This is a genomic window from Arthrobacter sp. 10N418 (genome assembly GCF_056394725.1).
In genome coordinates, this window is record NZ_JBFTIK010000002.1 from 92,646 (window position 1) to 105,823 (window position 13,178).

Here is a 13,178-nt window from a genome sequence, read left to right on the forward strand (position 1 = left end):
TGGCGTCGTTGACTAAGGCAACTCCGGCCACGAAAGTTGAGCCATGAGGTCTCAGCGAATGAAAAACGGACTGCTTGTCACGACGGCGGCTGCCGCAGCAGCGCTCCTGCTCAGCGGCTGCGGGGCCAGCCAGCCGCAGGGCCAGGCATCCAGCTCCCCGGCGCCGTCCGCCGCGAGCACCCCGAGCCAGTCCGACGCTTCGGGCGCGGCCCAAGGCCCGAGTGCGACTGCTTCCACCGCCCAGGCTGCGCAGCCGTCCACGCAGGCGGGACCGGCCCTGTGCAAGGCAGCAACCCTGGCGGCCAGCACGGACTCCACCGGTGGCGGCGCGGCCGGCAGCGTCTACATGAAGTTGATCCTGACGAACTCGGGCACCCAGCCGTGCTTGTTGAAAGGCTTCGCGGGCGTCTCCCTGGCAGCCGACGCTAACGGCGAGCCGATCGGCGCCGCCGCCACGCGTGACGAATCCACCCCGGTCGCGGACGTGCTGCTCGCGCCGGGGCAGGCCGGATCTGCGGTGCTCCGCTACACCCAGGCCCGCAACTACCCGGACTGCACGGTTGTGTCCGCCGCCGGTTACCGGATCTATCCTCCGGAAGACACCGCATCGCTGTTCCTCGCCCAGCCCACGGACGCCTGCAGCAATGCGGGGATCAACCTGCTGACCATCGGAGCCTTCCAGGCCAAGTAGCCTGTGCCGGGCATACCGGGACGGCACCGCGCCGGAGACCGCGGCGCGGAAGCGGCTCGGATACCGCGCACTGATTCCGGCGCCAGCACCGGCGCCAAATAGTGTCGGTGCCGTAAGGCATGATGGAAGAATGAAGGGGCAGGAGCTCGCCGGCGGCACACTTGCGGCCGACGCCATGGACCGGTTCAGCCGGCCGACCCGGGACTGGTTCCTGGGTGCCTTCTCCGCGCCCACCCCGGCCCAGAACGGCGCCTGGCACGCCATCTCCTCCGGTTCCCACGCCCTGGTGGTAGCCCCCACCGGCTCCGGCAAGACGCTCGCGGCGTTCCTTTGGGCCTTGGACAGACTGCTGGTCTCCGCGCCTGCCGAGCCCGATCAGCTGCCCGGCATGGCCGCGGAGGCAGGGAAGGGCGCCCGCCGGAAAGCACCCAAGCGGAAAACCCGGGTGCTGTACATTTCCCCGCTGAAGGCCCTCGGCGTCGACGTCGAACGCAACCTCCGCGCCCCGCTGATCGGCATCACCCAGACCGCCAAACGCCTGAACCTGCCCGCCCCGCTGATCACCGTGGGCGTCCGGTCCGGGGACACGACGACGGCGGACCGCCGCTCGCTGCTCAGCCACCCGCCGGACATCCTCATCACCACGCCCGAATCGCTGTTCCTGATGCTGACCTCCAAGGCGCGGGAGACGCTCACCGAAGTGGACACCATCATCATCGATGAGGTCCATGCCGTGGCCGGGACCAAGCGCGGCGCGCATTTGGCGGTGTCGCTGGAACGTCTTGACGCCCTGCTGCCCAAGCCTGCCCAGCGGATCGGGCTCTCGGCCACGGTGGAGCCGCGGGAGCTCGTGGCGCAGTTCCTGGCCGCTTCGGCACCGGTGGAAATCGTGTCGCCGCCGTCCCGGAAGAACTGGGACCTGACCGTCTCGGTCCCGGTGGAGGACATGTCCGACCTGCCGGGCGCCGCGGCCGCGTTCGACTCCGGGCCATCGTCCGGGCTTCAGCCGCAGGCCTCCATCTGGCCGCACGTTGAGGAAAAGATCGTGGACCTGGTGCTGGCCAACCAGTCCACCATCGTGTTCGCCAACTCCCGCCGGCTCGCCGAACGGCTGACCGCGCGCCTCAACGAGATCTATGCCGAACGCCAGCTGATGGCGGCCGGCGGCGGCTGGGACGCTTCGGGGGAGGCCGGGCCCGCAGGAGGCGTGCCCGCGGGCGGCGGTTCAGTGCCGGCGTCGAACGCGACGCCCGCGCACATGATGGCCCAGGCCGGGAGCACGGCCGGCGCCGATCCCGTCCTCGCCCGGGCGCACCACGGCTCCGTGTCCAAAGACCAGCGCGCCATGATCGAGGACGACCTCAAATCCGGGCGGCTGCGCTGCGTTGTCGCCACGTCCTCGCTGGAACTGGGCATCGACATGGGCGCCGTGGATCTCGTCGTGCAGGTTGAGTCGCCGCCGTCGGTAGCCAGCGGCCTGCAGCGCGTAGGTCGGGCCGGGCACCAGGTCGGGGAAATCTCCCAGGGCGTCCTGTTTCCCAAGCACCGCGCCGACCTTGTGCACACCGCCATCACCGTGGAACGGATGCTCGATGGCAAGATCGAACGCCTCAGCGTCCCGGCCAACCCGCTGGACATTCTCGCCCAGCAGACCGTTGCTGCCACCGCTCTAGGCGCCATTGATGTGGAGGAATGGTTCTCTACGGTCCGGCGTTCCGCGCCGTTCGCCTCGCTCCCCCGGTCCGCCTTCGAGGCCACCCTGGACCTGCTGGCCGGACGGTACCCCTCCGACGAGTTTGCGGAACTCCGGCCCCGGATCATCTGGGACCGCAATGCCGGCACCATCGAGGGCCGGCCCGGTGCGCAGCGGCTGGCCGTCGTCTCCGGCGGAACCATCCCGGACCGCGGACTGTTTGGCGTCTACATCATCGGCACCGAGGTGGAAGGGACGGGCTCCACCGGCGGTGCAGGCGCCGACGGCAGGGCCGCCAGCCCGGCCGCAGCCGCGGCGAAGGGCGGCCGTCGCGTCGGTGAACTCGACGAGGAGATGGTCTACGAATCCCGGGTCGGGGATATCTTCGCCCTCGGTGCGACCAGCTGGAAGATCGAGGACATCACCCACGACCGTGTGCTGGTCTCTCCGGCCTTCGGGCAGCCCGGCAAGCTCCCCTTCTGGAAGGGCGACTCCCTCGGGAGGCCCGTGGATCTGGGCCGGGCCCTGGGCGCCTTCGTCCGCGAACTGTCCGCGTCCGACGTCGGGCCCGCCACAGAGCGCTGCAAGGCCAGCGGCCTCGACGACTACGCGGCCAACAACCTGATCCAGTATCTCGCCGAACAAAAACTCGCCACCGAAGTGGTTCCCAGCGACACCACCCTGGTGGTGGAGCGCTTCCATGACGAACTCGGTGACTGGCGGGTGGTGCTGCACAGCCCCTTCGGCATGCCGGTCCACGCGCCCTGGGCGCTCGCCGTGGGCCAGCGGCTGCACCAGCGCTACGGGATGGACGGCTCCGCCATGGCAGCCGACGACGGCATCGTGCTCCGCGTACCCATGATGGAGGACGAGCCTCCCGGCGCCGAGCTGTTCCTTTTCGAACCGGAGGAACTGGAGCAGATCGTCACGGCTGAGGTCGGCGGGAGCGCCCTCTTCGCCTCCAGGTTCCGCGAGTGCGCCGCCCGGTCGCTGCTCCTGCCCCGGCAGACCCCCGGGAAACGGCAGCCCCTGTGGCAGCAGCGCCAGCGTTCGGCCCAGCTGCTGGATGTCGCCCGGAAATACCCCACATTCCCGATCGTGCTGGAAACGGTGCGCGAATGCCTGAAGGATGTCTACGACCTCCCCGCGCTGAAAGACATTGCCGCCTCGATTGAACGACGCGAGCTCAGGATCGTTCAGACCACCACCCAGCAGCCCTCACCGTTCGCCAAATCCCTGCTGTTCGGCTATGCCGCACAGTTCCTGTACGAGGGCGATTCCCCGCTGGCCGAACGCCGGGCTGCCGCGCTGGCGCTGGACTCGACCCTGCTCAATGAGCTCCTCGGCCGCGTGGAGCTCCGCGAGCTCCTTGATGCCAGTGTGATCGACGCCACCGAGCGGGAACTGCAGCGGCTGACGCCGGACCGGAAAGTGCGCGGGCTGGAGGGGGTTGCTGATCTCCTGCGCCTCTTGGGACCGCTCACGGCACCCGAAGTCGCCGTCCGGATCGAGCCCCCGCAGGGCGGGGACGCCGCTGAAGCCGAGCCGGTCGCCAGAGCTGAGCCGGTCGCCAGAGCTGCTGGTTCCGGGGTGAAGCCTGCCGCGGAGGCCGGGTTTGTCGAAACCCCGTCCCTCGTCGCCGAAGCAGGCACCCACCTCGCGGCCCTGCACCGGGCCAACCGCGCCATCCGCGTGAACCTCGCAGGCGCCGAACGCTACGCGGCAGTGGAGGACGCCGCCCGGCTGCGGGATGCGCTCGGCGTTCCGCTACCCATGGGCGTGCCCCTGGCCTTCATTGAACCGGTCGCTGATCCGCTGGGTGACCTCGTCTCGCGGTACGCCCGCACCCACGGGCCCTTCACGGCCGCGGAAGCCGCCGCCCGGCTGGGACTGGGTGTCGCCGTCGTCGGCACCGCGCTGAAGCGTCTCGCCGCGGACGGTCGTGTGGTGGAAGGCGAGTTCCGCCCGCATATCTCGCCCCCGGAAGTACCAGCCGCCGCAACGGAACCGGGCACTGAAGCGGGCCACGACGCCACGCCGGCACCAGCCGTCCCCGCCGTCCCCGCCGCCCAGACGCTGGCCGGATCCAGCGAATGGTGCGACGCCGAGGTCCTGCGCAAGCTCCGCCGCCGCTCGCTCGCCGCACTGCGCGCCGAAGTGGAGCCTGTCGACGCCGCCGCGTATGGCCGCTTCCTCCCGGCCTGGCAGAACGTCCGCACCCCGGGCAGCCGCCGCGGCCAGCCGGCGCTTCGGGGGCTGGACGGGATCATCACGGCAATCGACCAGCTGTCCGGCGTGCCGGTTCCCGCCTCCGCCTGGGAGCCGCTGGTCCTGGCCGGCCGGGTCGCCGACTACCAGCCCGCCATGCTGGACGAACTCATGGCGGCCGGGGAGGTCCTATGGTCCGGCGCCGGCTCCCTGCCGGGAAATGATGGGTGGGTGAGCCTGCATTTGGCCGACTCGGCCGAACTGACGCTGAACCCTGCCGTGGATTTCGAGCCAGGCGATGCCCAGCAGCGTCTGCTGGACCACCTGCAGAACAACGGCGGCGGCTACTTCTTCCGGCAACTGGCGGAGATCGCCGGCGGCATGGACTCCGTCCTCAGTGACCAGGCCGTGGTCTCCGCGCTCTGGGACCTCGCGTGGGCGGGCCGGATCACGGGCGACACCTTTGCCCCCGTCCGGTCGTTGATCGCCGGCGGCCACACGGCCCACCGGCAGGTCGCGCGTGCGCCGCGGGCCCGCGCACCGCGGATGAGCCGGCTGGGACGCGCCCACGGCACCGGACTCCTCGGCTCACCGGGGCTCACCGGCGGCCGCTACGGCTCGGTTGGCGGTGCGGCGCCAACACCCCCGCTGGCCGCGGGCCGCTGGTCGGCGTTGCCGGCCCCGGAACTCGATCCCACCATCCACGCCCGCGCCACAGCCGAGCTCCTGCTGGACCGCTACGGCGTGGTCACGCGGGGCTCGGTCATGGCGGAGAACATCCTGGGCGGCTTCGGCCTGATGTACAAGGTGCTTGCCCGGCTGGAAGAAGCCGGGCGGTGCCGGCGCGGCTACTTCATCGAACACCTTGGGGCGGCTCAATTTGCCGTCCCCGCCACGGTGGACCGGCTCCGGTCCTTCACGGAAGACACCCAGCTGTCCAAGGCCGAACCCGTGGCCCTGGCCCTCGCGGCGACGGACCCCGCGAACCCTTACGGCGCTGCCCTGCCGTGGCCGGGCCTCAGCATCGAAGCCGGGACCGGCCACCGGCCGGGCCGGAAAGCCGGCGCCCTGGTGGTCCTGGTCGACGGCGCCCTGGTCCTCTATGTCGAGCGCGGCGGCAAGACCCTGCTCGCGTTCGACGACGACGCCGGGATCCTGGCCGCGGCCGGCGCCGCACTGGTCGGGGTCGTGACCCGCGGTGCGGTGGACAAACTGATCATGGAAAAGGTCAACGGCCACGGCATCCTGGACACACCCGTCGCCGCGGCCCTTGCCCATGCCGGCGCCTACTCCACCCCGAAGGGACTGAGAATCCGTGCCTGAGGGTGACTCCGTCTACCGTGCGGCCGCGCAGCTGCAGGCCGCACTCGCCGGCCAGCGGCTCATCTCCTCCGACTTCCGGGTGCCACGCTTCGCCACCCTCAAGCTGGAGGGCTGGACGGTGACCGAGGTAGTGCCGCGCGGCAAGCACCTGCTCATGCGGGTGCAGGGTCCCGCACAACAGGACGGGCTGACCATCCATTCGCACTTGAAGATGGAAGGGGCCTGGCAGATCTACCCGCCCGGAGGCCGGTGGCGGAAGCCCGGATTCACGGCCCGGTGCGTGCTTCGGACCGCGGCGGCTGACGCCGTCGGATTTTCCCTGGGAATCCTGGAGGTGGTGCGGACCTCGGAGGAAGACTCGATCGTCGGGCACCTCGGCCCCGATCTCCTGGGCCCGGACTGGGACCTGGCCGAGGCCGAGCGGCGCATCCGTGCCGCCCCGGACGTCCCGATCGGCGTCGCACTCCTGGACCAGCGCAACCTGGCGGGCATCGGCAACATCTACCGCTGCGAGGCGTGCTTCCTCTCGGGGGTCCACCCGGCATCACCAGTATCCGCGGTGCCGGACCTGGCGGCCATGATCACCCATGCCCAGGTCCTGCTGGCGGCCAATCGTGGACCGGGCCGCCGCACCACCGTCCTCAATCCGCGCGGCGTGCCCGTCGGCCGGACATCGGGCCTGCCCGGCTACTGGGTGTACCGCCGCGAGCACCAGCCCTGCCTCAAGTGCCGGACCCCGGTCCGCCGGGGGGTCCTGGCCAAGGACACGGGCGCGGAGGAGCGGGACATCTACTACTGTCCGACGTGCCAGCCCCTCCCGGGGACCGGCCCGAGCCCGTCACAGCTACACGCATGACGCGGCAACGAGCCTGCGACGCGCCAAATATCCAGGGCCACCCGAACTCCGGTAGCGAACGGGGATCTGCACGTCGCGGGAAAAGTACCGCGTCGTCAGCTTGCTGGCATGGACGCGGGCGGCTGGGCGGCTGGACGGGACGGCTGGGCGGCCGGACGGGACGGCGGGACGGCGGGGCGGCTGAATGCGGCCGTGGCTGGACGGGCGGCTGAACGGTAGCTCAGGGCGCGGCTACCGCCGGATCGCCGGCCACCGCCGGAACCTCGGGTACTTTCACTTCCGGCGCGGTGAACCGCGGCAACAGCAGCTGCACCAGCGGGCCGATGGCCAGCGCATAGACCACCGTGCCGACGCCGATGGAACCGCCCAGCAGCCAACCGGCACCCAGCACCACCACTTCGATGCCTGTCCGGGACGTCCGCACCGACCATCCCGTGCGCCGGGCCAGGCCCGTCATCAGTCCGTCCCGGGCCCCGGGGCCGAGACGGGCGCCAATGTAGCAGGCGGACGCGATCGCGTTGAGCAGCACGGCTCCGGCGAGCATGCCGATCTGTCCGCCGAGATGCGAGAACTCCGGGATCAGCGCCAGGCCGAGATCCGCGAAGACTCCGACCAGCACGGCATTGCAGAGCGTGCCGACCCCGGGCCACTGCCGCAGCGGGATCCACAGGAGCAGCACCAGGAAGCTGACTGCCACCACCACGGTTCCGATGCTTAACCCGGTCTTGACCGCGAGGCCCTGATGGAAGACATCCCAGGGGTCCAGCCCGAGTCCCGCCCGGATGAACATCGCCAGGGAGACGCCGTACATGGCGAGGCCGAGCAGGAGCTGGAGGAGTCTGCGGGTCATCATGGAACCCATCCTCCCGGATAACTGGCCTTGTAATCCATATCCAGTTTGAGATACTGGCCTTATGTCCGGTTCCCTCACGTCCAGTTCACTCGCCCGGCTCCTGGGCGAGTGGAACCTTGGCGCCGCCCCCGCCTACCGCGAACTGGCCGACGTCGTGCGTCTCCTGGTCCTGGACGGCCGCGTCCCGCTGGACGTCGCGCTGCCGAGCGAACGCTCCCTGGCTGCCACCCTGGGCATCAGCAGGACCACCGTGACCGCCGCGTATTCCTCGCTGCGGGAACAGGGCTTCCTGAGCACGGGCCAGGGCAGCCGCGGCCGGACCTGCATTCCGCACCGCGGGCCGCAGCCGCGCGACCGCAAGGGCCGAGGCCCGAACGGAGAACCCCACCTCAGCGGTGCGCCCGGCCTGGCCGTACCGGACGGGCTCCTGGACCTGGCCTACGCCTCCCTGCCCGCCAGCGGCGAAGTCGTCCACCGCGCCTTTGCCGCCGCGCTGACGGAATTACCGGCGCTGCTGCCGGGCTTCGGCTACGACGCCCTCGGAGTCGCTGCACTGCGCGAGGCTGTCGCAGGCCGATATTCCGCCGCCGGGGTGCCCACCACGGCCGAACAGATCCTTGTGACCTCGGGAGCGCAGCACGCCCTGAATATCGTGCTGCGGACCCTGGCCGGCCGTGCGGACAAGGTCCTCGTGGAGCACCCCAGCTATCCGAACGCGCTGGATGCCATCCGTGCCGCCGGATGCCGGCCCGTACCGGTGGCCATGCCGCCCGCCGCCGCGATGGGTCAGCCCGGCTGGGATCTCGAGGCCATGGAGGCCGCCCTGCGGCAGCAGCGGCCGGCAATGGCCTACGTTGTGCCGGACTTCCACAATCCCACCGGCCGGCTGATGTCCGATCCCCAGCGGCGCCGGCTGGTCCGGGCAGCTGCTGCGTCCGGAACCGTGCTGGTGGTGGACGAGACCCTGCGGGAGCTGAACCTCGACGCCGCCCCCTCCACACCGCTGGCCGCCTTCAGTCCGGCGGTGGTGTCCATCGGTTCCCTCAGCAAATCGCACTGGGCCGGCCTCCGGACCGGCTGGATCCGGGCCGGCGAGCCGCTCATCCAGCGCTTCGCCGCCTCCCGCACCACGATGGACCTGGGCGGTCCGGTGGTCGAGCAGCTGGCGGCGGCCCATCTGGTCAATGCGCTCTCGGAGCCACTCCCGGCCCGGCTGGCGGCGCTCCGCGACAACCGGGACACGCTCCTTGCGCTCCTGGCCGACCATCTGCCCACCTGGCAACCGGAAAGGCCCGACGGCGGCCTGTCCGTGTGGTGCCGCCTCCCAGTTCCGATCAGCACGGCCCTGACCGTGATCGCTCCGGAATTCGGCATCCGGCTCGCAGCCGGACCCAGGTTTGGCGTGGGCGGCGCCTTTGAGCACTACCTGCGCGTGCCGTTCACCCTTCCGCCGGAGCAGCTGGAGACCGCCGTGCTGGCCCTGCGCGCGGCCCAGGACCGGCTGGAGGCGGCGCCACAACTGCGGCGCAATCCCGCAACCGTGCCCGCCGCCGCCATCGCCTGACCATGGCGCCAGCAGGGCCGCCCGGCGATTTCTTGCCGGCAATGACCTGGCGCCGCCGAATCGATCCTGCGCTGCGCAAATGACCTGGCGCCGCCGAATCCGGGTCGCGCCAGGGCATTCGCGCGTCACCAGAGAATATGCGCGTCGCGAGGTCAGGCGTAGGTCTTCGCCAGGAATCTGCCCCAGGCCTTGGCCGTCGCTTCCGAGTCCCCGCGCCCGCTGAAATCGTGGACGGTCATGCCCACCGGCGCGCCGAACGCATTGCGGCCAAAAAATCGGTATAGCGCATCGGCCGTGCGCAGGCCGAGGAAATTTTCATTGGAGAAGTCGACTTCCCCGGACAGCCGGCCCACGCCGTCGGGCTCGAGCTCGACCGGGTCGCCCACTACCGAGCCGCCCACGCCGAGTGCCCTCTTCAGCCGCATGAAGCCGTCCGGGGCCTGCGACGCAGCGGGCGCCTGGACGTCCGTGAAGACCACGGGCCTGCCGTCGAAGTACTGCAGGTACTGGCCCAGGGTGTGCAGGTAGAACGCGGTGTGCTTGCTGGCGCCGTCGTACTGCTCGTCCCAGTTGTCCGTGAAGATGCCACTGTGGACATAGTGCAGCCGGGCGCGGCCGCCGTCGAGCGGCTCCAGCACGTGTTCCAACTGGTTGAACCAGCCGTCAGGCCCCTCCATCCGGGACACGAGGTGAGTGGGGTGCTCATCCACGGTCCGGACGGCCGGCCACTGGTCCGTAGGGAACATCCACGCCGGGGTGCCCTCGGTGACGGCCTCCCAGACCCGCTCCGGAGTGCCGGGCAGTTCGGTGTCGCAGACGATTTCGAAGTTCCGTTTGTCAGTCATTGTCCTGCTCCTTTGCGGATGGGGTTCTGGGTGATGACTTCAGTGCCGGATGAAGGGCGACGACGATCCTGTGCCTTCGGCCGCCGCCCGCCGAAGCCGTTGCCTCGGTGCTCGCACCGCCGTCGTCCGCCCCGTCGTCCGCCCCTGTGCCTGTTGTCCCGGAGCCTGTTGTCCCGGAGCCGGTTCCGCCGCTGTGGTATTTGTCCACGAGCCGCGTCACGGCGACGCCGAGCTCCTCGGCGAAGGCAGCCCGGTCCGCGGCGGAACGAAAGATGATCTCGCCGTCGATGGCAAAGGTGGCGAGTTTCTGCCGGGCCGCCGAGGCGCCTGCAATCAGCTGGCCCATTTCCTGGACCATGCGGCCGGCGAGCGCCAGCAACCAGAAAGCGGAGAACCGGTCCGAGAACCGGTGCGGGTCCGGCGCTACGGACGCCAGCGCCGCCGGGGAAATCAGGTAGGAGGCCGCCGTCGCCTGCAGGATGCGTTCGGTGACGTTGCCCCTGCGGCGTTCCTCCACGAGCTCCACGAGACCGTGCCGCTCGAGCGCCTTGAGGTGGTAGTTCACCTTCTGCCGCGCCAGCCCCACTTTAGCGGCAAGCTGCGTGGCGGACCCGGGCTCGGAAAGCTCCCTCAGAATGCGCGTCCGGATCGGGTCCAACGAAGCCTCCGCCGCGGCCGGGTCCTCGATCACTTCGATGTCTAGCATGCATCAATCATGCTCACCGACAATTTTATTTGTCAAGAACTTTTTTCTCTTCCGTGGACGGTGCGTCCTCGCTGGCCGAGTTCTCCGACTTCGCCGAGTTCGCCGGAAGTGTGCGGATTCGCCGGAAGTTTCCCTGCGAACCCGCAGGCTTCCGGCGATTTGGCGCCCAGATCGGGGCACGGACCGGCGCACGGAGCGGCCCGGCGGTGGAGGGGTGCATCGACGGGCACGGAGCGGCCCGGCGGGGAAAGCACCACCTGACGGCACGAAGCAGGGCCAGGCGGGGCCGTGGTCGGTTCCCGGGGCGACGGGCCTAAGGGGCGGACACGTAGAATGGACCGGTGATGCAATCCCCTCTCCCTGTGCGCGACGGCGTCAACGCGACCCGCCTGCGCCTCCCGGACGAGGGCCCGTGGGACACCGCCATGGACTACATGATGCACCGCTGGGGGCACATCGACCCGCAGGGCATCGAGGACCGGTTCGACGCCGGCGAGATCGTCGGCGAAGCCGGCACCGCACTGGACCGCGCCACCCCGCTGCGGGACCACACCTTCATCTGGTACTACCGCACGCTTCCGCCGGAGAACCGCATCCCGGTGGAGCTGGCCATCCTGCACCAGGACGACCACCTGCTCGTGGTGGACAAGCCGCACTTCCTTCCCACCACGCCCGGGGGGACCTACATCCAGGAATCCGCGCTGGTCCGGCTCCGGAACCAGCTCAACCTCCCGGACCTCATCCCCATGCACCGGCTGGACCGGATGACCGCCGGGATCCTGCTGCTGTCCACGAATCCCGAGACCCGGGGCAAGTACCAGGTGCTCTTCGAGAAGCGCCAGGTCCAGAAGGAGTACGAGTGCGTGGCCGCCGCGGAGCCCGCACCCGGACATCCGGGCGTCGATTTCCCCGTGGTGGTCCGCAACCGGATGACGAAGTCCCGCAGCTACCTGCTCGCCCAGGTGATCGACGGCGAGCCCAACGCGGAGACCCGGATCGAACGGCTGCGGACGTTCACCGCCGGCCGGGATGAGGACGCACCCGCCGAGGGCGCACCGGGCGAGGACGCACCGGCCGAGGGCGGCCCGGCCGGCGTCAGCCCGGCCGAGCGTGAATCCGCAGGCCAACCCCGGCGACTCGCGTTGTACCGGCTCGAACCCCATTCGGGGAAGACCCACCAGCTCCGGGTCCACATGGCGTCGCTGGGCCTGGGCATCATCAACGACGCTTTCTACCCCGAGCTGCTGGACAAGGCCCCGGACGACTACTCCAGGCCACTGCAGCTCCTGGCCCGCGGCATCCGCTTCGTGGACCCCATCACCGGCAAGCCGGTGGAATACCGCAGCGGACTGGACCTCAGCCAGGCCCGCTAAACCCGTCACGTCGCCGCACCCGGCTGCGGACGACCGCCCGCAGCCGCCACGCAGCCGGAAGTGCGGTACCTTGTGCCCATGGACTTGGGCAATGCGGACAGCTGGGGTGCCGCGATCTATCTCTGGATCTTCCCCTTCGTCGTCGGCGACGCCATTTTTCCCCCGATCCCCTCCGAAATGCTGGTCATCACCGGCGGCGCGCTCTCCGCCGAGGGACGTGCCAACGGCTTCCTCGTGGCACTTCTCGCGGCTCTTGCCTCCTGGCTCGGCGACCTCATGGTGTTCCAGCTCTTCAAACGGCGCCTGAGTCATGTCCTCGACCGCTGGAAATGGGGCCGGACGTTCCACGCGGGAGTCCACGCGGCCATCGCCCGGGCGGGCAGGTCCTCCACCTACGGAGCGATCATCGGCGTCCGCTTCATCCCCGGCGGCCGGCTCGCGACGACGGCCGCGGCAGGAATTGCCAACGTATCCACCCGCGGCTTCAGCCTTTGCGCTGCCCTCGGCGGAGTCCTCTGGGCCATCTGGTCCGTCGCACTGGGATATTTCACCGGTTCGGCCACAAGGCTGCCGTTCTGGGCCAGCTCCCTGATCGGCGTCGGCGTCGGGCTCGTGATCGGCGCCGTCGTGGGCGTCATCGTCACGAGACGCCGGGGCAGCCGCTCCCCCGCGGATTCCCACGCCAACGACCCCGACGAGGAACTGGACTTCTGACCTTAGACTGGCGCCCAGCGGCCGCGGCTGCGGCGGAGCACGGTGAGTGTTCCGGTCAGGGCAACGAGTTCGACGGCGTCGCGCATCATCGCCGCGGATTCCCTCGCCTGGTCGTTCTCGCCACTGTAGGAGGCGGGGTCGACCAGGAAGCGCAGGTTCAACCGTGGGACGCCGCCGGCCAGATCGAGCTGGTTCGATTCCACATGGTGCCTGGTCTCCAGCGCTTCCACGGCCGCCGCCATCACGGCTTCCGGCGGGTTGCCCGGCTTGAGCCCGGTGATTTTCAGTCTGGTCTGGAACGACGGCATGGAACAACCCTAGCCGCCCCTCCGATCCTCCCGCAGATCCTGCC

The 13,178-nt window shown here is 70.0% G+C and carries 10 protein-coding genes; 6 read left to right on the top strand and 4 right to left on the bottom strand.

Annotated elements, in window-relative coordinates; translation table 11 throughout:
- Positions 1 to 43: 43 nt before the first annotated feature.
- From AC1DCZ_RS01850 to AC1DCZ_RS01860, 3 genes are all read left to right on the top strand, one after another.
- A complete protein-coding gene (locus AC1DCZ_RS01850; protein WP_476973157.1) occupies positions 44 to 691 on the top strand; it encodes a DUF4232 domain-containing protein in 648 nt (215 codons plus the stop codon).
- 130 nt (positions 692 to 821) lie between these two features.
- Entirely contained in the window at positions 822 to 5,915 is a 5,094-nt protein-coding gene (locus AC1DCZ_RS01855) for an Lhr family helicase (RefSeq protein WP_476973158.1), read from the top strand.
- Positions 5,908 to 6,771 (top strand): DNA-formamidopyrimidine glycosylase family protein, encoded by an 864-nt coding sequence (locus AC1DCZ_RS01860; protein WP_476973159.1) that lies wholly within the window; start codon positions 5,908 to 5,910, stop codon positions 6,769 to 6,771. The genes AC1DCZ_RS01855 and AC1DCZ_RS01860 overlap by 8 nt, the downstream gene beginning before the upstream one ends.
- Before the next feature lie 220 nt (positions 6,772 to 6,991).
- Here AC1DCZ_RS01860 and yczE read toward each other — a convergent pair whose 3' ends face one another.
- Positions 6,992 to 7,624: a membrane protein YczE gene (gene yczE / locus AC1DCZ_RS01865; protein WP_476894323.1), complete on the bottom strand. Its 633-nt coding sequence runs from the start codon at positions 7,622 to 7,624 to the stop codon at positions 6,992 to 6,994.
- Positions 7,625 to 7,685: 61 nt separating this feature from the next.
- On the opposite strand from yczE, the gene yczR reads away from it, so the two are divergent.
- Complete coding sequence (gene yczR, locus AC1DCZ_RS01870) at positions 7,686 to 9,188, top strand: MocR-like transcription factor YczR (RefSeq protein WP_476973160.1); 1,503 nt, start codon at positions 7,686 to 7,688, stop codon at positions 9,186 to 9,188.
- A 152-nt stretch (positions 9,189 to 9,340) separates the two neighbouring features.
- Here yczR and AC1DCZ_RS01875 read toward each other — a convergent pair whose 3' ends face one another.
- Positions 9,341 to 10,033, bottom strand: coding sequence for an SRPBCC family protein (locus AC1DCZ_RS01875; protein ID WP_476973161.1), 693 nt, complete (start codon positions 10,031 to 10,033; stop codon positions 9,341 to 9,343).
- Entirely contained in the window at positions 10,026 to 10,739 is a 714-nt protein-coding gene (locus tag AC1DCZ_RS01880; RefSeq protein ID WP_476973162.1) for an ArsR/SmtB family transcription factor, read from the bottom strand. Before AC1DCZ_RS01880 ends, AC1DCZ_RS01875 begins: the two co-directional genes overlap by 8 nt.
- A gap of 344 nt (positions 10,740 to 11,083) precedes the next feature.
- Here AC1DCZ_RS01880 and AC1DCZ_RS01885 point away from each other — a divergent pair, with 344 nt between their 5' ends.
- Both AC1DCZ_RS01885 and AC1DCZ_RS01890 read left to right on the top strand, forming a co-directional pair.
- Positions 11,084 to 12,112 (top strand): RluA family pseudouridine synthase, encoded by a 1,029-nt coding sequence (locus AC1DCZ_RS01885; protein WP_476973308.1) that lies wholly within the window; start codon positions 11,084 to 11,086, stop codon positions 12,110 to 12,112.
- 78 nt (positions 12,113 to 12,190) lie between these two features.
- Positions 12,191 to 12,826, top strand: coding sequence for a DedA family protein (locus AC1DCZ_RS01890; RefSeq protein WP_476973163.1), 636 nt, complete (start codon positions 12,191 to 12,193; stop codon positions 12,824 to 12,826).
- Between the two features lie 2 nt (positions 12,827 to 12,828).
- On the opposite strand, the gene AC1DCZ_RS01895 is transcribed toward AC1DCZ_RS01890, so the two are convergent.
- On the bottom strand, positions 12,829 to 13,134 hold the full coding sequence (locus AC1DCZ_RS01895) for a hypothetical protein (protein ID WP_476973164.1): 306 nt from the start codon (positions 13,132 to 13,134) through the stop codon (positions 12,829 to 12,831).
- Positions 13,135 to 13,178: the final 44 nt, after the last annotated feature.